The organism is Indolivaga capnocytophagoides DSM 22835 (assembly GCF_000426485.1).
Classification (GTDB): domain Bacteria; phylum Bacteroidota; class Bacteroidia; order Bacteroidales; family Dysgonomonadaceae; genus Dysgonomonas_A; species Dysgonomonas_A capnocytophagoides.
Map to the genome: position 1 here is coordinate 139,272 of NZ_AUFL01000005.1, position 25,166 is coordinate 164,437.

Sequence of the window (25,166 nt, forward strand, 5' to 3'; positions counted from 1 at the left end):
GAGATTCATATATACTTTTGGGACTGTCAACATAATTTAATAATCGATGAAAAACTCTTAAAAAATGAAAAAACATTTTTCTTATTTATTGTGCATCATGTTGCTGCTTATTTCAGCGACAGCACATGCGCAAGAAGACAAAATCAAGGGTAAAGTTGTTGATGCACACAACGAACCTGTAATCGGGGCCAGCGTCCTGATCAAGGGAGACACTAATGGTACTATAACGGACGTAGACGGGTTATTTACCCTGAACGCAGTAAAAGGTACTTTGGTCGTTTCGTACCTTGGATACAAAACGGTAGAACAACCTGTTACCGACAAGACCTTTTATCTTATCACTATGGAGGAAGACTCCCATGTACTGGATGACATTGTTGTTGTAGGTTATGGAACCCAGTCGAAAAGGAACATAACGGGAGCTGTTAGCGACCTCAAATCCGATGCGATATCCCGCACTGCGGCAACTTCCACTTCGGGGGCTCTGGCCGGAAAAATGCCGGGTATATCGGTAAGAACTAAAGATGCAAGACCCGGTAAAGGAGCATCACTAGAAATCCGTAATCTCGGTAACCCTTTATATGTAATAGATGGTATACCTTATGGTGGTCAGACTGGGTCAGACTGGGTACAATCTTCGAATGTATCGGGAGCGGACGTCTTTAATGCTTTGAATATCGAAGATATCGAAAGCATATCAATACTGAAAGATGCTTCGGCAGCCGTTTATGGTCTGCGTGCTTCTAGCGGGGTCGTACTTGTTACAACCAAGAAAGGAAAAAATGAAGAAAGCATTAAAGTAAATATCAATGGATATTATGGATGGCAGAATCTAACTCGTTTTCCTGAAATGGCCAATGCGGCTCAATATACGAGAGGCTTAGTAGAAGCGGCTCAAAATGAAGGAAAAAACCCTAGGGAAGTATATACACCCGAAGAGTTAGCGAAATGGCAAGCAGGAACCGAACCAGGATATCAAAGTTATGATTATTATAAGATGACCATGAGAAAGAATATCCCACAGTGGCATCTAAATGCTAATGTAACGGGAGGCTCTAAACTTGCGACTTATTTCTTATCTGTAGGCCATACAGATCAGGATGCACTTATGAAAGATTTCTCATACAGCAGAACCAATCTACAATTGAACCTCGAAGCTAAAGTTCTTGATGGATTAACTATCGGAACTCAGATCAGCGGAAAAGAAGATAGTCAAAAAGATGTTGGTCTACCCGGTGGTGATGGATATTTTGCTTCGATATTGGGTATCATGTCAAATAGACCGACAGAAAGCCCTTATGCGAACGACAATCCAAACTATATAAATAAAACACATGACTATTCTCGTAACCCTGCATTATTCCACAGAGATATAGTAGGATACAAAGACAATCTTACCAGAAATGCAAATATAAACCTGTATGCCCAATATAAATTCAAGTTCGGGCTATCTGCTAAAGCTACTGTATCATATAACTATACAAACAGTAAATTTGATGGATTCCAGTACACATACAACGTTTATACATACGACAAGAATAGAGACACTTACGATAGAACAGCCGGATCTGATGCAGGTTGGAGATACCAAACAGAGAGAGAAGTGGTGGCTAAGTATGGGCAATTCCAATTAGATTATGCTAAACAACTGGGCAACCATTATATATCAGGAACATTTGCTTATGAAAGATCTGACTATGACAAAAACTATCTTTCATACGGAACAAATCCTTCAAATAATTACCTACCATTAGTAGAATTCGATAAAATGAATTCATTCAATGACGATTGGTCATATGAAGCCAGAGCCGGATATATTGGAAAAATCAATTATAACTATCTGGGTAAATACCTAATTGAATTATTAGGTCGTTATGATGCATCTTACTTATATGCACCAGGCAAACGCTGGGGATTCTTTCCTGGGGCATCTCTGGGATGGCGTATATCTGATGAACCATTCTTCGCAGGATTAAAAACCGTTGTAAGCGATTTGAAATTGAGAGCTTCTATCGGTCAAACAGGTAAAGAAGAAGGGGTTGGTATGTTTGGGTACCTAGGTGGATACACTTGGAACAGTGGCAACGCTGTATTAGACGGAACGTTCTCTACAGGTCTAAAACCAAGAGGACTACCTGTTACAAATCTGTCTTGGGTCAAAAATACGACTTCCAATATCGGTTTCGATCTTGCCATGTTTGACAATAAGCTTACTTTAACAGCCGATCTGTTCACTATAAAAAGAACTGGGGTTGCTGCTGAACGTTATGATGTACTTATACCTTCTGAAGTAGGTTATACTTTACCCAAAGAGAATCTTAACGAAAATGGATATTATGGAGCTGAGGGTATGGTTACATACACCGACAAAATCGGAGAAGTAAATTACACAGTTAGCGGTAACGTTACTTTTTCTCGTTACAAGAGCATCAAAACATACAAACCTCGTTTCGGTAATTCTTGGAATGAATACAGAAATTCTGCCGAAGACCGTTGGGGTGGTACCAGCTGGGGATATGAAGTTATTGGTCGCTTCCAATCACAAGAAGAAATTGATAACTATACAGTAAACAATGATGGAAATAACAACCGTACACAACTTCCCGGTGATTTTATCTACAAGGATGTCAATGGTGATGGTGTTATCAATGAAATGGACGAACGCCCTATAGGATATCCTCAGGGCTGGGCTCCAATAATTTCATTCGGAGGACATATCGGATTAGACTGGAAAGGTATAGATCTTAATATCGACTTTGCTGGTGGAGGCATGCAGACTTGGAATCAAAATTATGAGCTGAGAAATGCATTCCACGGAGGTGGTAACTCTCCTGCTTATTTATTGGAAGACAGATGGCACCGTGCAGATCCTTACGATGCTAATAGCGAATGGATTGCCGGATACTATCCTGCTCTCAGAAATGGCACTACCGGACCAAACTCTCTTAATGGTAAAGATAATAGCTTTTGGTTGACTAATGTAAGATACTTGAGAGTGAAAAACTTGGAATTAGGGTATACTTTACCCAAAAGCCTTATCAGTAAGATCAGAGCTGAAAAATTACGTGTATACATTAATGCTTCTAATCTATTATCATTCGATAATGTAGGTAAATACCAAATAGATCCTGAAATAGAAGCAAATGCTGCAGTAGTTTACCCTCAGCAACGTACAATATTAGTAGGATTCAATGTTACATTTTAAAAAAGAAGGATATGAAATACCTATTTATAAAAATAACTATAATAGCTTCTCTCTTATTCGTCAGTTGTAATAATAACGACTGGCTTGATAGAGATCCCCAAAATATTATTACTGACGAACAATTGTGGAATGATCCTAAAATGGTAACCTCGTTGTTGGCTAATTTTTACGACAGACTACCATCGTTGCATGGAAATTTCAATACAGGTGGCATGAGTGAAATTGACGATGCCATGTGGTCAGGACATCAAGATCAGAATAGTAAAAATGATTTCCAATATGGAGATGACTATGGTAGATACTGGGATTACGAACTTATTCGTGATATCAACCTTTCGATTGATAATCTCAATAAATATTCATCTAAACTAACCAATGAGCAAAAAAGCCTTTTCAGATCAGAGTTTCGGTTTATCAGAGCATCTGTATACTTCGAATTGGTTAAGCGCATGGGTGGTGTACCTTTGGTTACCAAACAATTGATTTATGACTTTAGTGGCGACCCCACTCCTCTACAAACTCCTCGTGCGAAAGAATATGAAGTATATGATTTCGTATATTCTGAGATGGAAGACATTAAAGATACGTTGAGTGCTAATAATACCAGCCAAACACGAGCTAATACTTATACTGCACTAGCTGTAGAAAGTAGAGCAATGTTATACGCAGCGTCCATTGCAAAGTATAATAACCTGATGCCTGCACCGATTACAACTCCTGGTGGAGAAGTAGGTATTCCTGCTGACAAAGCGAATGATTACTATACTAAATCTCTGAAAGCATCTCAAGCTATTATCAATAGTGGCAAATACAGTCTTTATAATACAAATGCTGATAAAGGAGCCAATTTTTATGATATGCTGAATAAGAAGACTAATGAAGTGATCTTTGCCAAAGATTACAAACTAAGTCTGAAAGTTCATCGATTTGCTTATGATAATATCGTTAAAAGTCTGACCGAAGATAACGAATCATCATCATCTATATCTCCTTCACTAAGTTTAATAGAAAGTTTCGAATATCTCGATGGAAGTAAAGGAACACTTAAGGATGTAGATGCTAATGGTAAATACATATCCTATACCAATATTTCGGATATCTTCAATAACAAAGACGGACGTCTGTTTGGGACTGTAGTGTACGCAGGAACAACATTCCGTAATACTCCTGTCAATATTCAAGCAGGACAAGCTGTCTGGAATAAAGACCACTACGAATTTAAAATAGGCAGTTTAGGAGCAAAAGATAGTACCGGTATTTTAATTACAGGGCTTGATGGACCTCTTGACAACGAAAAGGATGTCAGTAATACAGGGTTTTATATAAGAAAATTTGTGAGTGATGCTTCCAGCGCAAGTACTCGTGGAACCTCTGCTGATAATTGGTGGCCTTGGTACAGACTTGGCGAGATATATCTCAATGCAGCAGAAGCAGCCTTCGAACTAGGACAGGGTGATGCAGTCGGATATGTAAACAAATTACGCGAAAGAGCAGGATTCCCTGCAAATAGCCTTTCATCTTTGACTATTGATAAAATACGCAACGAACGACGTGTTGAACTGGCTTTCGAAGATCATAGATATTTCGATCTGAAAAGGTGGAGGATCGCTCATGAGATATGGAATGGCAGCGATAACAGCGATGACGCAGTAGTACGTGGATTATATCCTTACAGAATAGTAAATCCGGGAAGCCCCGATAATGGTAAATATATCTTTGTAAGAATGAGACCGACTAGATTCAAAAAAGCACGATTTTTCAGATTAGCCAATTATTACTCTTCTATTGAACAGAAAGCATTGGATAATAATCCTAAACTTGTTAAGAATCCATTCCACTAAAAAAATAATAATCATGAAAATCTTACATATAATAATTCTGACAATCATCTGCAGTGCCTTTGCAGGTTGCGAAAAAGACAATTTTGATGCTCCAAAGGCAACTCTGTCAGGAAAAGTCACTTACAACGGCAATGCGGTAGGTGTACGTACTAATGCCACTCAATTGGAATTATGGCAAGACGGTTATGCTCTGCACTCTAAGATCCCGGTCTATATTGCTCAGGATGGAACATTCTCGGCATCCTTATTTAATGGTCAATACAAGTTGGTTCGTTTGGCAGGGGCACCTTGGATCGCTCAAGCCAGCGACACCATCGTTATTGATGTAAAAGGGAATACAGTTGTGGATATCCCTGTCACTCCTTACTTTGCGATCAGTAAAGAAAGCTATACAAAAGGAACTGGAACAATCACTGCTAAATTCACAGTTGAACAAGGTGTTGCTTCTGCAAATCCGGAATCAGTCAGACTGTTTTTCGGAAAATCAATCCTTACCGATAGTAATAAAAACGAAGGTGTTGTAAAAGCAGATCTATCAAGTATTACAATCGGGGCCGAATCTAGTATGACAGCGGATATACCATCTGCCTTAGCTGATGCCGATTATCTATTTGTCCGTATCGGAGTAAGAGCAACTGTTTCGAGTGAATATTATTATACTCAAGTACAAAAAATTTCTTTAAAATAAGAAATTCTTATAAAAGAAAAGAGGCTGTCAATTAGACAGCCTCTTTTCTTTTATAACTATAAGCCAATGAAACAATATTATAATATTAAAAAATCCTCAAACATCTCTGCTTGAGGATTATTGTTTGTGGAGAATATCGGACTCGAACCGATCACCTTAACACTGCCAGTGTTACGCTCTAGCCAGATGAGCTAATCCCCCATTTTGAATCTTTTTTCAGATTCGGATACAAAAATAGAATAATTTTAATTCCGCCAACTATAATTACCTTAAAAAATTAGGGAGAGCAAAAGACTTTCGCCTATTACTGAAATTATCTCGTTATCTTTGTACCCTTAAATAACAAGAAATATGCTAATATTCAATACAACATTGCATCTGGATGATTCGGTTCACGACGAATGTCTGCTTTATCTAAAAGAAATATATATTCCCAAAGCCATCGAAAGCAAATTACTGCAGCAGCCATCATTGGCTCGAATCGATGCACAGCATGAAGATCATGGAGTAAGCTATGCCATGCAATTCAAGACTACTGATATAGATACTCTCGACAGTTGGGCTAAAACTACAGGGCAAGAATTACAACAGGAAATGAATAACCGATTTGGCAGTAAAATTGCTGGATTTGTAACCCTTCTCGAAGAAATTCCACTATAAGGCATGGCCGCACCAATAAACAAAGAACGTATAATATTAGGCATTGATCCCGGTACGCAAGTAATGGGGTATGGTGTATTGCGGGTATTAAACAACAAACCGTCTCTTATCGCTATGGGTGTTCTGCAACTCAGCAAATACGACGACCATTATTTAAAACTGAGAAGAATATTCGAAAGAGTAATCGGATTGGTCGATGAATATCTTCCTGACGAGCTTGCCATAGAAGCCCCTTTCTTCGGTAAGAATGTACAAAGTATGCTGAAACTTGGACGTGCCCAAGGTGTTGCAATGGCTGCAGCTTTGTCTCGAGATATTCCTATTTTCGAATATGCCCCGCTAAAGATAAAGATGTCTATAACCGGAAATGGTAAAGCAGCCAAAGAACAGGTTGCATATATGTGCCAGAATTATCTGAAAATTCCGGATGAGAATATGCTCCCTCAATTGGATGCAACCGACGGACTAGCAGCTGCTCTCTGTCACTATTTCCAGACAAACAACCCCACACAGGATAAAAAATTCAACAGTTGGAAAGACTTCATCAATAAGAATCCGGGTAAAGTGAGCGGCCTGAAATAAGAAGTGTCCGGTTAGCCTAAACGGGGATCTGTACCCCATTTCAATTTCTTTTTCAACGTATTATAGAATGTATGCCCTATTCTCTTAACAATTAAAACAGGCACAGCCGATTTTTCGATTCTTAGAGTAGTTCCTTCGGCGGACATCATCTTTGAACGACCATCCAGAGAAATAAGGAAACAACAACTACGGCTTTTTACAGTCAGTGTTATAATATTTTCATCCTCAATCACTAATGGTCTTGCATTCAAACTATGAGGAGCAATGGCCGTAATAGCTAAGGTAGAACTATTAGGAGTCATAATAGGTCCTCCGACACTCAGCGAATATGCAGTAGACCCTGTTGGAGTCGCGATAATCAGACCGTCTGCCTCATATGATGTCAGATGTTCATCATTAATAAAAACATCAACAGTAATCATCGATGCCAGATCTTGTTTCAGAACAGCAATCTCGTTCAACGCATAATGCTCCGGATTACCATCTTTTCCATTAATCAGCAGTCGCAACTGAGCTCTCTCTTCAATTGTATATTTTCCGGCAAGGATTTCTGTCAATGTTTCTTCCATATCGTCTTCCGATACATCAGCCAGAAAACCTAACCGACCTGTATTAATACCCAAAATCGGAATATTCTTGAGTTGAACAGCCGAAACAGTTTTTAAGAATGTTCCATCTCCTCCTATACTTAACGCAATATCCAGATCGAGTTCTTTGCAATCGAGAATACCTTCTACCCTACCCTCCCAATGTATATGTGGTGATAAGTATTCATGAAATTCTTTTTGTATAAATATCTGCACATCGCTTTTTGCAAGGATATCCAGAATCTTAACTACCTGTTCGCTTTTTTGGTATTCGTTGCCAAATATTCCTATTTTCATACCGGAAAACAATTTAGGTCTCAGACCTGTTTATTACATTTATAATATTAAGAGCAAAAAAAGAAAAGGTTACAAAATCAGTAATCAGTTGGAATTTATTAATTTTCAATTAATCGAAAAAGGTTACAAAGGTTACTCTTAAATTACATCTTTTTTTATTGCTCCTTTTTTATCCATCAATCTGATTTTTTTTCAAGATTAACTGATAACTGCTGCCTGATCATTGATAACTGATTTTAAAGAACTCTTTTTATATAGATAAATTTATTCGTTAAATAATACTCCATAATCAACCGTAACTACTCAATTTTTTCAGGATATAAAAAGGATGCTGATTATAGTGTATAAATGCCCTTAAAAATCCCAAAATAACGCAAAGTCTCGGTATTTCGTATTAAATTTGCATACCTTGCAATTGATTATACTGCAAAGGTGGTAAAAAAGTTTCACAAATATGCTCAGGCATCATTTTAATCACGACAAGAATCTATCATGACCAAATTGAGTGTAAATATCAACAAAGTGGCAACCATTCGCAATGCACGGGGTGGCAATGTGCCAAATGTGCCACAAGTAGCTGTCGATTGCGAAAAATTCGGAGCAGAGGGAATTACAGTACATCCCCGACCGGATCAACGCCATATCACAACTAAAGATGTTTATGATATAAAAGCAAGAATTAAAACAGAATTTAATATAGAAGGATATCCTACTCCCGAATTTATTAAGCTAATCAAAGAAATACGGCCAACACAAGTCACACTTGTCCCGGATGCTCCGGATGCGATAACATCCAATGCAGGCTGGGATACTAAAGTAAATTTTCAGTTTCTCAGCGATCTGGCAGATGAATTTAAGGCAATGGGAGTGCGTACCTCTATCTTTACAGGTACAGATCCCGAGATCATAGAATATGCAGCCAAAACAGGTACAGACAGGATAGAGTTATATACAGAGCCTTATGCTACATTATATCCAAAAGATCCCGAAGCAGCGATACTTCCGTTTATAGAAGCGGCTAAAATAGCAAAACATCTGGGACTTGGTATTAATGCCGGGCATGACTTGAGCCTCGAGAATCTCAACTTTTTCTATAAGAATATACCCTATGTCGAAGAAGTTTCAATAGGACATGCCTTGATCAGCGATGCGCTATATTTAGGACTGGAACGAACTATTGCAGCTTATAAAAACTGTTTAAAATAAACCTCTCAATCTAAATAAGGGTGAGATAAAAGCAATAGGAATTATGGCTACAATAAAACAAGAAAAATCAATCGGTCTGGCAGGAACTATCGGGTTTCATGTCTTACTCATTGTATTCCTGCTGCTTTATTACATAAAGCCTACCGACAAAGACCGACTAAATGAAGAATTAGGAGGAGTACCTGTCATGTTTGGAAACGTACAGGATGCTCTTGGCGATGACGAACCTTTCGGCCGTGGAAACGGACTTACCGAAGATGTGCTGGAACCAATCGAATCGGATCCTACGATGCCTAATAATTTGAAACAATCAGAAAACCCCGTAAGCAAACCTGAAATATCACCGGCTCCTACTCCGACAAAAACAAAAATCGTAAAAGAAACAAAAGCACCCACTGCGACACAGGATGTAGAGAAAACAATCGCCATAAACGAAGCCAAAAAGCAGGAAGCAGCCAAGAAAAAACAAGAAGCTGCTGTTGCCGAAGCCAATCGTCTGGCTCAAGCCGAAGCTGACCGCATCGCTAAACAAGAGGCTGACCGCAAAAAAAATATAAACAGTCAGATGGCAGGTTTATTTGGTAATGGTTCGGGTAACGGAAGCAGAGGAAATACTCACGGCACAGGTACTCAGGGATCACCCGCCGGAAACGGCAGCGTAGGAAAAGTATCGGGCGTAGGAGGAACAGGTACTTATGACCTAGGGGGACGGGGTGTTGGCTCCGGAGGACTTAAACTACCCTCTTATACCGTCGATGATTATGGAACAGTAGTTGTAGACATCATTGTTGACCCCAAAGGAAATGTGATAGAGGCTAGTATCGGACGTGGAACAAATACAACCAACTCTACTCTCCGAAATGAATCGTTACGTGCCGCACAACGCACAAAATTTGCGATAGTCAATACGACCAATAACCAGAAAGGAACAATTACATATAAGTTCAACCTAAACTAAGTTCTCACACTTAATCAATCGGATATGAAGAAAGCATTAATATTTTTAGTTACCGGGTTTGAAGAAATAGAAGCATTAGCAACTGTGGATATTCTCAGACGTGGCGGTGTAGAGATTAAAACGGTTTCTCTTACTGACGAAAAGACTGTTGTAGGAAGCCACTCAATTCCTGTAATTGCAGATGAACTTTTTGACAATGCAGATTTCTCATCCGCCGACATATTGATATTACCCGGAGGTACAGTAAGAATCAATGAACATGACGGTCTGAAAGAAAAATTGATCGAATTTAATAATAGAGGCAAAAACATAGCTGCAATATGTGCTGCCCCGATGGTATTGGGAGGATTAGGGTTGTTAAAAGGAAAAAAAGCGACATGTTATCCCGGATTCGAAAAATACCTGGACGGAGCAGAACTTGCAACAAACGAAGCTGTTGTTGTTCAAGGAAATATAGTCACCGGAAGAGGCCCCGGACTTACTCTCGATTTTGCATTGCAATTATTAGAAACTTTGGAAGGAAAAGAAAAAAGAGAAGAAGTTGCAAAAGGCTTACTCCTTCTATAAATCCGATTTTTAATCTAACTCATATAAATATCCTGCAAAATGATTCTGCAGGATATTTTTTTTGAAAAGACAGACTCCAATTACAAATATTATTTTACCACACAAAAAGCCATAAAACAATCATTATTTCATAAATATTTTATTTTACTTTGCAATATATTATTTAAAAGAATATTTTTGAAAACTTATGAAAGAATCTCTATTCAGAAAGAAATCGATTGCTGAAGCACTATCCAGAGCCAACTCGGATAAGGACGGATTAAAACGTACGCTCAGTGCCAATAATCTTATCGCACTGGGGGTAGGGGCAATTATCGGTACAGGTATTTTTGTCCTCACAGGTACAGCCGCCGCCAATTACGCAGGTCCGGCACTTACCATATCATTCGTCATATCGGCAATAGGCTGTTTGTTGGCAGGTCTATGCTATGCTGAGTTTGCGTCAATGATTCCTGTGGCCGGAAGTGCTTACGCATACAGCTATTCGACCTTAGGCGAACTAATAGCATGGTTTATCGGGTGGGATCTTATTCTAGAGTATCTCTTCACGGCAGGAACCGTTGCTGTAGGATGGTCGGGTTACGTAATCAGTTTTCTGAATGGAATAGGAATACATATTCCTGTATCGATAGCCGAATCTCCCTTCGGATATGATGTACATAGCGGATGGTATCTGACAGGAAGCATCATCAACTTCCCTGCTATGTTTATAATCTCGCTGATGGCTGTATTACTTGTTTTGGGTATAAAACAATCCGCAACTTTAAACAATGTTATCGTATTTGTAAAAGTAATCGTAATTCTTTTATTTATCGGATTCGGGATAGCTTATATATCTACCGATAACTGGGTTCCTTACATTCCGGAACAAACATCTTTCGGTCATTTCGGATTTTCAGGAATATTGAGAGGAGCCGGTGTCATATTCTTCGCTTACATAGGATTCGATGCCGTTTCGACTGCTGCTCAGGAAGCAAAAAATCCGCAAAAAGATATGCCCAAAGGGATACTCTATTCATTGCTTATATGTACGGTATTATATGTGGCGGTAACGCTTGTGCTAACAGGAATAGCTCATTATACAGAACTTGATCATCCTGCACCGATAGCATATGCCATAGATAAGGTAGGCAGCGGACTGCAATGGCTGTCGCCATTGGTAAAAATCGGAGCAATAGCCGGATTAAGCTCCGTTGTTTTGGTTATGATGCTTGGACAGTCTCGAATCTTCTATTCAATGTCTAAAGATGGTCTGTTGCCTAAATTCTTTTCTGGCGTACATCGCAAATACGGCACACCTTATAAATCGACATTTGTAACAGGAATAGCTTCCGCAATTATTGCCGGAGTATTACCTATTAATATTCTGGGCGAATTAGTATCGATAGGAACTCTTATGGCTTTTGTTATAGTTTGTGTCTCAATTATTGTTCTTAGAAAAATATCTCCGGAAGTAAACAGACCGTTTAAAACACCATTCGTGCCTCTGGTTCCGATACTCGGAGCTGCGATATGCCTTTTACAAATGATATTTTTACCTTGGGATACCTGGTTGCGCTTGATTCTATGGATGGTTATAGGTTTCATCATCTACTTTTCGTATAGTATAAAGCACAGTAAACTCGCTAAAAAATAAAGGAATAAGGCTGACCAATATTGTTTTAGGTCAGCCTTATCTTTTTATATAATAATATTCTCAGAACCATCTCTTTCGCTTTAAATAAAATACAGCAAGAATTACAATTACAAACATTATCCCCCAAGCAAACAGATACCCGTGCTCCCATTTCAGTTCGGGCATAAATTCGAAGTTCATCCCCCAAACTCCAACCATAAATGTCAATGGAATAAAGATAGTAGATACAATCGTCAACTTCTTTATGACATTATTCATTCTCAGATTATTGTTATTGAAATACAAATCGGATAATGAACTGATGGATTCCTTCAGCGACATCAAGTCATCGGATGAAGTACGCAAACGGTCATCAAAGTCTTCGAAATACATAATATTTTCAGGCTTGATCAGTTTGTTCGTATTATGCAATAGGTTTATATATTCTTCACGTAACGGAGCGATTACACGCCTCAGTAGGGAAGCATCCTTCTTACGCTGGCTTATAAATCTCATGACATTCAGGTTATCGGTATCGTCTTCAATCAAACGATCTTCCATTTCATTCAATCGGTTTGTAAGCTTAATAACCGTATCATTAAACGATGAATGCAGACAGTTGAGAAGAATATAAAGCAAATAATCTTCGTCTTTTTCCCGAATTAAGACCCTTCCGCCTTTTATGGCATCTTTTACATCATCAAAAATAGAAGTAGGTCTTTCCTGAAAACTCACAACATAGTTATCACCGAGTATAAATGCGTTTTGATATATTCCCAGTTCATGAGCCTCATTAATATATGATCCCGACATCAGGATAAAAGTATTAGTCTCATGTTCTATCACTTTTGTAACATGATACCCCGAAAGTAAGTCTTTTATATCAAAGCGGGGAATTCCGAATTGTTTACAAATATTATAAGTTGTTTCGGCATCGGAGATACCGGTAATTCTGAACCAGTTTATGCAATCGGGTTTAAGCAGGTCTTTCAGCTTCTCCGCAGGCTGAACACTCTTCTCGCTTATCTGAGAACGGTCGTATTGAATTAGTTCTATGGACGTTGAAATATTTTCCTCGCCCATATATACCAATTTTTCCAACAAGTGAGCATTCTTCACATGCCTGCGCATTTTTGCATTTGTTGATATTCGTTTCGACATTGTCAATCTATATTTAAACCTATGATATCCAAAAGTAAGAAAAAATGCTATATTTGCTACCACTTAAGGTAAGAGACCTTTTATACAATAAAATATTGCGGACTGTTGTTAAAGTGGCAGTGAAAAATTTAAATATTGTACTTTTAGGACACAACACACTGTTGCTCTTATATTTCGTAAATCAATAAAAAGGTCTGAGACCTGATTTTTTCAATCATAATAGTTGATGAATAATACTATACTAACCCTATTATTCAAAAAGAAGCTGCAATTCTTCTTTTTGTTTTATCTTGTTCTGTTACTTCCGGTACTAAGTCCTATCGCCGAAAATCTTAGGACTACAGAAGTATTGGCTCTATTGGGTGTCAATCTCATATTATTTACAGCAATCTTTATTCTTCTCATTTTTGTCGCCCCAAAATGGGAAAAACTCATATATTCCCTTCTATTTGTTGTCGCATATCTACCTGGAAGTATTTATATCAGCTATCTGCTATTTGCACATGTGTTACTGCAAGGCAATAGTGTTATCAGCCTATTCGAAACTAATCCTGCCGAAAGCAAAGAGTTCTTGGCTCATTACTTCAACCCATGGATTATCGTTGCATTTGTTGTTTATATATTTATCTGCTTTCTGGTTATTTGCAAGATGAAGAATGTAAGGCCGCTGGATGTAAAAAAATACAAATCGCTGTTCGTATCATCGCTTCTGACGGTAGTTTTTATATCAGTTATTCCTCCTCTCAACAAATCGGTATATTTTATAAACTTCTATAGATTATTTATTAATTATAAAATAAGGCTCAATAAAGAAGAATGTGCTATTGCCGAGCGTCAGTCTTTAGACTATCCGGTAACAAGTATCGATTCTACTCCTCCGAGAACCATTGTATTAGTTATCGGTGAATCTCTGACACGTACACACATGTCATTATACGGATATCCAAGAAAGACAAGTCCAAAACTCGAATCATTAGGTGATAGTCTGCTTGTGTATAAAGATGTTCTTTCGCCACAGGTACATACAATACCTGTACTAAGGTCTATATTAACCATGGCTGATAAAAACAAACCTCAATATATAACCGAAAAACCGTCACTTATAGAATTATTCAACAGAGCCGGATACAAGACATATTTTATCAGTACACAACCTTTCGGTGGAAGCTACAAAACGAGCTATGATGCTCTTCTTAATCTCGCTCAATACAAGTGTGACCTATCCATCGAAAATCAACCTGACGAAATAATACTACCCAAGTTCAAAGAGTTATTAAAAGACACAACCAGCAAAGAAAACAAACTGATAATAGTCCATCTGATAGGAAATCACATGGCCTATGAATTCAGATATACACCTTCGTTTAACGTCTTTAATAATAGCAAAGATCATCTAATCAAGGAAACACCGTTCAGAGACCAGAAAGCGATACATACAATTGACAAATACGACAATTCGGTATTATACAATGACAATTTGATATACCAGATGATACGTGCTCTTCAAAATCAGAAAGACAATGAAAGTGCTTTGCTGTATTTTTCAGATCACGGAGAAGAGGTTTATGACATTAGAGACTTTTCAGGGCATGCGTACGAGAAAATATCCACATACATGTGCGAAATACCATTTATTGTATGGCTTTCCCCTAATTACAGAAAGACAAGAACCGACCTTGATTTTATTCCAAACAGACCATATTCAACAGGGGATGTTATTTTCAGCATCTCTGATCTGGCAAATATAAAATACAAGGATTACGACGATTCAAAAAGTATCTTTTCGAAAAAATACATTCTTCAGGAAAGGTTTATTGGAGATATGACTTACGATGAAGTCAAACGAAGGGAATCTCATTACCGACATTAAGAGGGTGTTACCAACCCCTTACGGCTCCCCCTTTAAATTCGCGATCGGCTGTAGCTGCAACTTCATCCGACTGAAAAGCCCGGACAAAACGCTTTACTTTATCCTCATTCTTATTGTCCTCACGGGCAACGATAACATTTACATAAGGAGAATCCTTGTCTTCGACAAAAATTCCATCAGCCAAAGTCAGTCCTGCTCCCGCCGCATAAGTATTATTGATGATTGCCACAACGACCTTACGGTCATCAAGCACACGTGGCAATTGAGGAGCTTCCAATTCTAAGATGCGGTAATTATGAGGATTATCCACAATATCTGAAACCGTAGGCACCAGTCCTACATTATCTTTCAATCTGATAAGCCCATATTTCTGCATAAGAAGCAAGGCTCGTCCGCCATTTGTCAAATCATTGGGAATCACTATTGTATTACCATCTTTCAGCTCTGATAGAGATTTTATCTTTTTAGAATATCCTGCTAAAGGATATACAAAAGTATTACCTACTACCGCAAGTTTATATCCACGTTCTTTCATCTGATTTTCGAGATAAGGAACATGCTGAAAAGCGTTCAAATCAACATCTCCCTGATCGAGCAACGTATTAGGCACAACATAGTCGGTAAGCGTCACGAGCTCCACGTCCAGATTATAGCGTTCTTTCGCCACTTTCTGAGCTGTTTTAGCAACAATATATTCAGGTCCCAAAACAACGGCCACACGGATAAAATCCGGATCATTTTTCCGCTTTCTTCCGCTTATGAATACAGTACATAAGACCGCAAAGCAGACAACGGATATAAGTATAAATATTTTTGTTTTCATTTACCGATGATCTACTTTTTTCGAAATATAATTACCTGTAGTCTGGATAATGAAAACCAATATCACTAATAATACCAGTACGATATTCATTACAGTCATATCATAGCCTACATAACCGTACTGGTAACCGACCTGACCAAGTCCACCGGCTCCGACTGCTCCTCCCATAGCCGAATAACCGACAAGCGTAATCAGAGTAATAGAGGCACTATTGATAAGAGACGGCATAGCTTCGGGCAGCAGCACTTTACTTATAATCTGAAAAGGTGTTGCACCCATTGCCCGCGATGCTTCGATAAGTCCTGATGGCACTTCGAGCAAGCTATTCTCTACCATACGAGCTACAAACGGTGCAGCACCGATACTCAACGGAACCAAAGCCGCTTCGACTCCGATAGACGTTCCCACAATAGTTCGTGTAAAAGGGATCATCCATACGATAAGAATAATAAACGGAATGGCGCGAAACACATTCACAAAGAATGCGATAAAACGATTTACCTTTTTATTATCTTTAATCTGCCCTTTTCGGGTAATAAATAAGGCAACACCAATCGGCAGCCCGATCATAAAACTAAAGTACCCTGACACAAAGGTCATAACGATGGTCTCCCAAGTACCTTTCAATAATATATCCAGCATAGAATCAGACATAACCTAATACCTCCACTTTTATATTTTGTGTTTTTAGAAACTCTATTGCATTATTTTCATTCTCAACCGAACTGATAAACTCGACAAGCATCACTCCAAATTTCAACCCTCCGATATAATCCATACGGGCATTTATGATATTACTGTTGATCTCAAATCGGCGAGCGACTTCTGACAAGACAGGAGCATCAACCGAATTACTTGAAAATTCAATCCAAAGTAAAGAATGCTTTCCCTCTATTTGAGATTCTGTTAATCTCTCCTGATAATCCGCAGGTATCTCCATATGCAGCGAAGAAGCGATAAACTGTTTTGTCAACTTCTCTTTAGGATGCGAGAAAATATCTGCAACACTCCCCTGCTCGATCAAACGCCCATCACTGATTACGGCGACATCGTCGCAAATCTCCTTTACCACATCCATTTCGTGAGTAATGAGCAAGATAGTTATATTCAACTGTTGATTGATCTCTTTCAGCAATGACAATATCGAACGGGTAGTTGCAGGATCGAGAGCACTCGTAGCCTCATCACACAACAAAACTTTAGGCTGTGTTGCCAATGTACGGGCTATAGCGACCCTTTGTTTTTGACCACCTGATAATTTAGACGGATAATCAAATGTTTTTTCTTCTAATCCCACAAGCTTCAATAGCTCTGTAACTCGTGCAGACCGTTCCTCTTTTGGGGTATTATCCAATTCGAGAGGTAAAGCCACATTGTCGAAAACGGTACGGGATGAAAGCAAATTGAAATGCTGAAAAATCATCCCTATATTCCTACGGGATTTAGCCAGCTGAGAGTCAGATAGCGACATCAAATCCTGTCCGTCTACAATGATACGTCCTTCAGTCGGTCGTTCCAATAAATTCACAACCCGAATCAGAGTACTTTTACCGGCTCCCGACTCACCTATCACCCCCACAATCTTACCTTCGGGAATAAACAGCGACACATCATCTAAGGCCTTGATATGCCTTTGACTCTGTTGAAATATTTTGGTTACATGCTGTAATTCAATCATTGGATAACCTTTTATTCGATTATGGTCTCAGACCTGTTATAATTACAAAGTAACAAAAATAACTTATGCTTGTAGTAGTTAGCTTTATAAAATCGTTCAATTTTAGGATTTACTTTTTCGGGTTTATGACTATTAATTAATAAAAACAACCGAAAGCCTAATACAATATTCTTTATATATTTGTAATAAGTAAAACCTTTTGATATTTAAGATCTTTAAATAGATATGAGACTTTAAACCCAAAACCAATGAAAAAATCTCTTTTAACCCTAGTCATTCTTTTTTCTTTTATCATCATCCATGCACAGAAAACAATAAAGATCGCATGTGTAGGAAATAGTATTACATACGGCATGGGAATTGCAGATCGTGATAAAAACAGTTATCCGTCCGTCCTCAGTCAGATGTTAGGCGAAGGATATGATGTTCGTAATTTCGGATTCAGTGCCCGAACCTTATTAATGAAAGGTGATTTACCTTATATGAAAGAGCAGATGTTTAAAGATGCTTTAGCATTCAATCCCGATATTGTTATCATTAAACTAGGAACAAATGATTCGAAACCTCAGAACTGGCAATACGGATCCGAATATAAACATGATATGGAAACTATGGTTAATTCTTTCAAAAGCCTTTCATCCCATCCTCAGATATACCTATGCTTTCCGGCAAAAGCCTATGCCCTACAATGGGGTATCAATGATAGCATTATTGTAAAAGATATAATACCGGATATTATAGACGTTGCTGAAGAATGCGGTACCAAAGTAATCAACCTGCATACACCCACTAGCAATATGCCCGAAAATTTTCCGGATCATATCCATCCGAATGAGGCCGGAGCTAAAATTATTGCAACAGAAGTATACCATGCTATAACCCGTAAAGACTAAAGACGTATTTCCAAAAAACAACACTACTATGAGAATCTTATTTTGGAGCATTTTGTGCTCGATCCTGTTTGTATCATGCCTAAAAGAGCCAAAGCTTAAAATAGCATGTATAGGAGACAGTATCACATCGGGCTATCTTTTAGAGGATATAGAGAAAGACTCTTATCCTTCGGTTTTACAACGACTGATGGGAGATAGCTGCGAAGTTAAGAATTTCGGGTTCGCCCAACGTACGTTATTACAAAAAGGAGATTATCCGTATATGAAAGAGCAGATGTACAAAGATGCGCTTTCGTACAATCCCGACATTGTAATTATTATGCTTGGGACAAACGATACCAGCCCCGAGAATATGAAATACAAAGAAGAGTTTGTGGAGGATATGACACAGATGGTCAAATCGTTTCAGCAATCACCGGCTTCGCCCCGAGTATACTTATGTCTGCCTACACACCCATATAAAGTGTTTGCGAAAAGAGACAGTATCCTTACCGGAATTATGTTTCCGTATATAAAAGAAGTTTCGAAAAACTGCAATGCCGGTCTTATAGACCTTCACTCGGTAACATCCGATTCAACACTGTATATCGATGGTATACACCCGAACAAAAAAGGCGCAGAAGTGATAGCACAAACCGTATATAATAAAATAAAAGAGAATCTCGATTAACAGAGATTCTCTTTTAGTATTTTCGTTAGGAATAGTAGAGCTTAGACCTCACATCATATTTGCAGCAAGGAATTTACGAGTCAGATCAGGATTCTCACCTCTGTTTTTAATATAAAATTCGGCTTGTTCTTCCGATATTTGTCCGATAGTAAAATACCTCGATTGAGGATGTGCAAAAATCAATCCGCTTACAGATGCATTCGGAAGCATAACCCCGTTTTCGGTTAACTGCACTTCTATTTGTTTCGAATCCAACAATGATTGATTCAGCAAAAAATTGATCGACTGATCAGGAATAGACGGATAACCAACTGCCGGACGTATTCCCTGATATTTAAGGGCAAACATCTGATCGACTGTCAAATCCTCACCGAATCCGAATCCCCAGTATTCAGTACGGATTTTAGCATGCATAAATTCGGTAGTGGCTTCAGCCAAACGATCGAGTACCGACTTCATTAGAAGAACACTGTATTCATCGCCTTTGCGTTCGTATTCACTCAACATTTCGTTCGCACCTCCGGCTCCGGCTGTAATAGTAAATGCTCCTACATAGTCTTTCTTTCCTGCACTCTTCGGTAACACAAAATCACAAAGAGACAGGTAAGTATCTTTTTCGTTTCTCTTTTGCTGACGGAGCATCGGGAAACAAACATCATTGATATAAAGGCATTCATTATCACTATATGCCTCAAATACGCCATATGTAGCTTTAATATAGTCGGCTTTCACATGAATCAGGTGATCAAGCATCTTCTGAGCATCCTTATATAACTTCATTCCTTCCTGAGCCTTTTCTCTTTCTTCTTCGGGGAACGAGTTAACCCACGAAGTACGGCAACTCACACAATCATCTATAAATTGTACGGTATGATAACGTGCCGAAAGATTCCACGAATGGAAAAAGAATTTCCAATCAATAAAAGGAACTATTTTCCCGATCGGAATATGAGGTATTACTTTCACACCCTTCACATTCGGTTCGGGTGCAATATAATCAGTCCAGTCTATTTTAAAGGATTTACTGATAGCCTCTTTCAATGGCAGTAAATCTACTTTCTTATTCTCCTGTAATTCACGCAACCCTTGGTACTCCTCTTTAACTTCTTTGATAAACTCTCCTTTGGTATTCGGATTTATCAGTTTTGCCACCGCAGCCGGTGCTTGAGACGCATCTTTTGTATATACTACCGATCCATTTCGGTATTTCGGGTCAATCTTTATTGCCGTATGTAATTTGGAAGTAGTAGCACCTCCGATCATCAAAGGAATCGTAAATCCGGCCTTCTCCATTTCATGAGCAACAATACTCATTTCTTCGAGAGACGGTGTAATCAGTCCACTTAAACACAAGATATCAGGATTTTCGTCCTTTACTTTCTGAATAATCACTTCGGGCGGAACCATTACACCTAAGTCTATCACCTCGTAATTATTACAAGCCAATATAATAGATACAATGTTTTTCCCTATATCGTGTACATCTCCTTTTACTGTGGCGATGATCAGTTTGCCTGCACTTTTTGATGTATCCGATTTATCTTTCTGAGCTTCGATTGTTGGTTGCAATATAGCTACCGCACGCTTCATTGTACGAGCGGTCTTCACCACCTGAGGAAGGAACATTTTACCTGATCCGAACAAATCTCCAACCTTATTCATTCCTGCCATCAATGGCTTATCAATAATATCTACAGCTCTGGGATACACAGATAATGCTTCGGACATATCCTCTTCCATATGATCACTTATACCCTTTACCAAAGCATATTCAATACGCTGTTCGAGCGGATAAGACCGCCATTCTTCTACCTTATCGGCAGGCTGATTCGATTTTTCGGCTTTTATCCGTTCTGCATATTCTATCAGTTCGTCGGTAGCTTCTTCCCGTCTGTTGAAAATGACATCTTCCACCAGATTTCTTAAATCGTCGGGAATATCTTCATAAATCACGGATTGTCCGGGATTAACAATTCCCATATCCATTCCCTTCTGAATAGCATAATACAAGAAGACAGAGTGCATTACCTCACGGATATAATCATTCCCTCGAAAAGAGAAAGACAAGTTGCTCACCCCTCCGCTTATTTTAGCATGAGGAAGATTGGCTTTTATCCAGTCTATTGTATTAAGAAAATCAACAGCATAACCCCTATGTTCTTCTATGCCTGTGGCAATAGCCAGAATATTGGGGTCGAAAATGATATCCATTGGATTGAATCCATCATTTACTAATAGATTATATGCCCGCTGGCAGATTTCGATACGTCTTTCATAACGGTCGGCCTGACCAATTTCATCAAAGGCCATGATAATAACAGCTGCTCCGTATTTACGAACAAGGCGGGCTTGTCTCATGAATTCTTCTTCGCCACCTTTCAGAGAGATTGAATTCACTACTGCCTTTCCTTGCACACATTTCAATCCGGCTTCCAGCACCTCCCATTTAGAAGAATCCACCATCACGGGAATACGGGATACATCGGGATCAGATGCAACCAAATTCAAGAAATTAGTCATTTCCTCGACAGCATCCAATAATCCTTCGTCCATATTCACATCAAGAATCTGTGCTCCATCTTCGACCTGCCGATGAGCAATAGTCAGAGCCTCTTCATAATTCTTCTCTTTGATCAGACGCAGGAACTTACGAGAACCAGCCACATTACAGCGTTCTCCTATATTTATAAAATTAATCTCAGGTTTAGCCTCCAGTAACTCCAATCCGGACAGCCACATATACTGAGGTTTCTCTGACGGAACATGCGGAGCAGCACCTTTAACCAAATCTACATATTTTGCGATATGATCGGGTGTAGTACCACAACATCCCCCCAGAATATTGACTAAGCCTTCATCGATATATTCTTTTATCTGACGAGCCATAATCTCAGGAGTTTCATCGTACTCTCCGAATTGATTAGGCAAGCCTGCATTCGGATATGCCGATATAAAAGAAGGAGCCAAACGTCCTAATTCTTTAAGAAACGGCTTCATATCTGATGCTCCGAACGAACAGTTCAATCCCACCGATAAGAAATCAATATGGCTGATTGAAGCCAGAAATCCTCCGATAGTTTGTCCGGATAAAGTCCGTCCTCCTTTATCGGAAAGAGTTACTGAAACCATGATAGGGACATTGATTCCTTTTTCTTTACGCACCTCTTCGGCTGCGAATAGAGCAGCTTTTGCATTCAGGGTATCGAAAATCGTTTCGATAAGCAGTAGATCAACCCCACCGTCAATAAGACCTTCTATCTGCTCTTTGTATATTCGGTGCATATCATCAAAGGTCACAGCACGGTACATGGGATCTTCTACCCGAGGACTCATAGAGGCAGTCTTGTTGGTAGGTCCTATTGATCCTGCAACAAAACGAGGCTTATCGGGATTTTGAGCAGTATATTTATCGGCTGCACTTTTTGCTAAACGAGCGGCAGCTACATTCACTTCATGAACAAGGTGCTGCATTCCGTAATCTTCCATTGAAATGGCATTCGCATTGAAAGAATTGGTCTCTATTATGTCTGCCCCTGCATCAAGGTATTTACAATGAATGGCATCGATCACATCCGGACGGGTAAGACATAACAAATCATTATTTCCTTTCTGTAAGATCACGGCATCTTTAAACCGGTCTCCTCTGAAATCTTCTTCCGACAACTTATATTGCTGGATCAGGGAACCCATTGCTCCATCCAAAATAAGTATTCGGTGTTTTAGTATTTCCTGTATATTTTGCATTATGTAAGTACGTAAGTATTTTTTATTTAAAAATGTTCTATGTTACAACGAAGATAAAACAATTTTATCTGATACATTAACCAGAATGAAAATTAGTAGACAAAAAGCTCTTTTTTGAGGCTAATTAAGAAAATTACTTATCTTATCTATTATTCTATTCTCTTTATCGAATTTACCTTATAATAGTCGGCACAAATACGATTGCGCCACGATAATTCATCGGCTGTTATATCTTCAAAGTCAAATTGACCGGGCATTATTATAGGAGATTCTTTTAGTACGATATCTTTGATTCCTTTGCCTTTCTGAGATTCGATATATTGCTCTCGGACTTTATACCTATCCCTGAGATATTTCAGAGGATTATAATACATACAATAATATGTGCTTCCTGACCAGATCAACAGAGCTGTCAAAAACAGATAATTAACTATTTTAGTTCCTCTTGTTTCAAATTTGAGATCTCCGTACAAAATAGAAATAGCAACTATCATAAATGCATGCATGCAAAAAGATGCTCTCACCGGAAATATAGGTGATGCAATCATTGCTAAAGCCGAAATATGAGCTGCAATGAAAAACAATACAGATCCGAATAATACCTTTTCATTCCGATTAGCCTTATTCACAAACCAATATATCAATACAGATACAAAATAAGCGGCAATCAGAGCGGACACTGCCGGTATATACCTGTAAATAAGATAAATATTCCGGGCTTTAAATCTTAAAACTTCTACTAGAGGTTTAGTATCCAGATTCAGTGAGACATGGGTATCATGGGAACGGATGAAATTACCCGGAGCAGCAAGCATAATTGCACAACCAATACCTACCCCAAATAAACCTGCAGCAAACCAAAGAGGAACTTTTATCTTCCGTATTGTAAAATAGATCAACAAAGAGAATATAATAAACAATAAAGCTATCGAAACATTCTCGTTAGTCCACCCCGCTATTATTCCGAATAAAAACATCCACAAGGCTCTCAATCGCGTATCCTTACTTTTTTCTGTTATATAAAAGCGATAATAGTTATAGAGGAAAGACAATACAATAAGTGAGCCCCACAAATAATTTGAACTGCCTGTAATCCAGATAACAGTCTGTGGAAAAGTAGGGAGTCCTAACCACAAAACAGCCCCGATAAACAGAAATAACATAGGGGCCAATACTTTACCGCAGTTAGCTATTTTATATATACCCAATATAAACAACACAAAGGCCAGACTATTAATAATCTCACGAGTCAAAGCCGGAATCATCAAGAGTATCTGATCTATAAAATGCACAACATTGCGCCCTCCCCAGTATAAATAATGATTATACTGCGACACAAAAACATCTCTTATATTGTGAATAAAACGAGCAGGATTTTCATTAAAAACAAAAGAATACATCCAATCATCGGAATGAATCGGATACATCCTGTTCAATAAAAATATTAATAGAAAAAATACAAAAAAGATTATACCGAACAACCATCGCCGGATACTCTTTTTATCCCCATTTACTATCCCCATATAAATAAAATAAAGATTTTAAAGACCAGTGTCTTATAAATCGTATAGAATAAAGGTCTGAAACAGCCTTATTTCTTCATAAAGCGATCCAGCATACGCTTATCGTCTTTTTCTTTCAAAGACTGGCGTTTATCATATTGCTTTTTCCCTCTGGCAACTGCGATATTTATTTTGGCCAACCCTCTGTCATTGATAAATAAACGGGTAGGCACAATTGTGTATCCCGTTTCTTTCACCATCCGCTGTATCTTCTTCAGTTCTTTCCTGTTTAGCAGCAGTTTACGATCTCGACGCGCAGCATGGTTGTTGTATGAACCATAGAAATATTCCGATATATTCATATTTCTAACCCATAATCCGCTTTTTTCAAAAATGCAGAATGTATCGACAAGACTGGCTTTCCCCAACCTTATCGATTTTATCTCCGTACCGGTCAGTACTAAACCGGCTGTATAAGTTTCGAGCAGTTCGTAATCAAAAGTTGCCCGTTTATTCTTAATATTTATATTTGATTGCTGTTTCATAATCCAATGAGGCAGAAGGCCTCTTTTAAAACTTTATAAGTATAAATTACATTTATACTTACCATTGCTAAAGA

The 25,166-nt window shown here is 38.5% G+C and carries 20 protein-coding genes and 1 tRNA gene; 12 read left to right on the forward strand and 9 right to left on the reverse strand.

Going from position 1 to position 25,166, the window contains the following annotated elements:
• Positions 1-64: 64 nt before the first annotated feature.
• Genes K322_RS0102255 through K322_RS0102265 form a run of 3 tightly spaced genes read left to right on the forward strand, consistent with a single transcriptional unit; the run spans position 65 to position 5,734 of the window.
• The gene (locus tag K322_RS0102255; protein ID WP_035331128.1) at positions 65-3,205 is read left to right on the forward strand and encodes a SusC/RagA family TonB-linked outer membrane protein; all 3,141 of its coding nucleotides are present in this window, start codon (positions 65-67) and stop codon (positions 3,203-3,205) included.
• 11 nt (positions 3,206-3,216) lie between these two features.
• The gene (locus tag K322_RS0102260; RefSeq protein ID WP_026625404.1) at positions 3,217-5,046 is read left to right on the forward strand and encodes a RagB/SusD family nutrient uptake outer membrane protein; all 1,830 of its coding nucleotides are present in this window, start codon (positions 3,217-3,219) and stop codon (positions 5,044-5,046) included.
• Positions 5,047-5,059: 13 nt separating this feature from the next.
• Complete coding sequence (locus tag K322_RS0102265; RefSeq protein WP_051290577.1) at positions 5,060-5,734, forward strand: DUF3823 domain-containing protein; 675 nt, start codon at positions 5,060-5,062, stop codon at positions 5,732-5,734.
• A 127-nt stretch (positions 5,735-5,861) separates the two neighbouring features.
• On the opposite strand, the gene K322_RS0102270 is transcribed toward K322_RS0102265, so the two are convergent.
• Positions 5,862-5,935 (reverse strand) — tRNA-Ala (locus K322_RS0102270).
• A gap of 150 nt (positions 5,936-6,085) precedes the next feature.
• On the opposite strand from K322_RS0102270, the gene K322_RS0102275 reads away from it, so the two are divergent.
• A complete protein-coding gene (locus K322_RS0102275) occupies positions 6,086-6,394 on the forward strand; it encodes a DUF4286 family protein (protein WP_026625406.1) in 309 nt (102 codons plus the stop codon).
• Positions 6,395-6,409: 15 nt separating this feature from the next.
• On the forward strand, positions 6,410-6,976 hold the full coding sequence (ruvC, locus tag K322_RS0102280) for a crossover junction endodeoxyribonuclease RuvC (protein WP_026625407.1): 567 nt from the start codon (positions 6,410-6,412) through the stop codon (positions 6,974-6,976).
• Between the two features lie 11 nt (positions 6,977-6,987).
• Here ruvC and K322_RS0102285 read toward each other — a convergent pair whose 3' ends face one another.
• Entirely contained in the window at positions 6,988-7,860 is an 873-nt protein-coding gene (locus K322_RS0102285; RefSeq protein ID WP_026625408.1) for an NAD kinase, read from the reverse strand.
• 492 nt (positions 7,861-8,352) lie between these two features.
• Here K322_RS0102285 and K322_RS0102290 point away from each other — a divergent pair, with 492 nt between their 5' ends.
• The 4 genes from K322_RS0102290 (at position 8,353) to K322_RS0102305 (ending at position 12,227) form a co-directional block, all read left to right on the forward strand.
• Positions 8,353-9,066 (forward strand): pyridoxine 5'-phosphate synthase, encoded by a 714-nt coding sequence (locus K322_RS0102290; RefSeq protein ID WP_026625409.1) that lies wholly within the window; start codon positions 8,353-8,355, stop codon positions 9,064-9,066.
• Positions 9,067-9,109: 43 nt separating this feature from the next.
• Positions 9,110-10,024, forward strand: coding sequence for an energy transducer TonB family protein (locus K322_RS0102295; RefSeq protein ID WP_035331129.1), 915 nt, complete (start codon positions 9,110-9,112; stop codon positions 10,022-10,024).
• Positions 10,025-10,048: 24 nt separating this feature from the next.
• Positions 10,049-10,591 (forward strand): DJ-1 family glyoxalase III, encoded by a 543-nt coding sequence (locus K322_RS0102300; protein WP_026625411.1) that lies wholly within the window; start codon positions 10,049-10,051, stop codon positions 10,589-10,591.
• A 187-nt stretch (positions 10,592-10,778) separates the two neighbouring features.
• The gene (locus K322_RS0102305) at positions 10,779-12,227 is read left to right on the forward strand and encodes an amino acid permease (RefSeq protein ID WP_026625412.1); all 1,449 of its coding nucleotides are present in this window, start codon (positions 10,779-10,781) and stop codon (positions 12,225-12,227) included.
• A gap of 60 nt (positions 12,228-12,287) precedes the next feature.
• Here the strand turns inward: K322_RS0102305 and corA are convergent, their stop codons facing one another.
• Positions 12,288-13,367, reverse strand: a complete 1,080-nt coding sequence (gene corA / locus K322_RS0102310) for a magnesium/cobalt transporter CorA (protein WP_026625413.1) — start codon at positions 13,365-13,367, stop codon at positions 12,288-12,290.
• A 226-nt stretch (positions 13,368-13,593) separates the two neighbouring features.
• Between corA and K322_RS0102315 the strand changes: the two genes are divergently transcribed.
• The gene (locus K322_RS0102315; RefSeq protein ID WP_035331131.1) at positions 13,594-15,237 is read left to right on the forward strand and encodes a sulfatase-like hydrolase/transferase; all 1,644 of its coding nucleotides are present in this window, start codon (positions 13,594-13,596) and stop codon (positions 15,235-15,237) included.
• A 7-nt stretch (positions 15,238-15,244) separates the two neighbouring features.
• Here K322_RS0102315 and metQ read toward each other — a convergent pair whose 3' ends face one another.
• Genes metQ through metN form a run of 3 tightly spaced genes read right to left on the reverse strand, consistent with a single transcriptional unit; the run spans position 15,245 to position 17,738 of the window.
• Positions 15,245-16,060: a methionine ABC transporter substrate-binding lipoprotein MetQ gene (gene metQ / locus K322_RS0102320; protein ID WP_026625415.1), complete on the reverse strand. Its 816-nt coding sequence runs from the start codon at positions 16,058-16,060 to the stop codon at positions 15,245-15,247.
• Positions 16,061-16,714 (reverse strand): methionine ABC transporter permease MetI, encoded by a 654-nt coding sequence (metI, locus tag K322_RS0102325; protein WP_026625416.1) that lies wholly within the window; start codon positions 16,712-16,714, stop codon positions 16,061-16,063.
• Positions 16,707-17,738, reverse strand: a complete 1,032-nt coding sequence (gene metN, locus K322_RS0102330; protein ID WP_026625417.1) for a methionine ABC transporter ATP-binding protein MetN — start codon at positions 17,736-17,738, stop codon at positions 16,707-16,709. The genes metI and metN overlap by 8 nt, the downstream gene beginning before the upstream one ends.
• Before the next feature lie 248 nt (positions 17,739-17,986).
• Between metN and K322_RS18360 the strand changes: the two genes are divergently transcribed.
• Together K322_RS18360 and K322_RS0102340 are read left to right on the forward strand one after the other, a co-directional pair.
• Positions 17,987-18,631 (forward strand): GDSL-type esterase/lipase family protein, encoded by a 645-nt coding sequence (locus K322_RS18360; protein ID WP_084158488.1) that lies wholly within the window; start codon positions 17,987-17,989, stop codon positions 18,629-18,631.
• Positions 18,632-18,659: 28 nt separating this feature from the next.
• Positions 18,660-19,301, forward strand: a complete 642-nt coding sequence (locus tag K322_RS0102340) for a GDSL-type esterase/lipase family protein (RefSeq protein WP_051290583.1) — start codon at positions 18,660-18,662, stop codon at positions 19,299-19,301.
• Positions 19,302-19,349: 48 nt separating this feature from the next.
• On the opposite strand, the gene metH is transcribed toward K322_RS0102340, so the two are convergent.
• From metH to smpB, 3 genes are all read right to left on the reverse strand, one after another.
• Positions 19,350-23,045 (reverse strand): methionine synthase, encoded by a 3,696-nt coding sequence (gene metH / locus K322_RS0102345; RefSeq protein ID WP_026625419.1) that lies wholly within the window; start codon positions 23,043-23,045, stop codon positions 19,350-19,352.
• Between the two features lie 149 nt (positions 23,046-23,194).
• On the reverse strand, positions 23,195-24,568 hold the full coding sequence (locus tag K322_RS20085; RefSeq protein ID WP_026625420.1) for a DUF3329 domain-containing protein: 1,374 nt from the start codon (positions 24,566-24,568) through the stop codon (positions 23,195-23,197).
• A gap of 68 nt (positions 24,569-24,636) precedes the next feature.
• Entirely contained in the window at positions 24,637-25,092 is a 456-nt protein-coding gene (gene smpB / locus K322_RS0102355; protein WP_026625421.1) for an SsrA-binding protein, read from the reverse strand.
• Positions 25,093-25,166: the final 74 nt, after the last annotated feature.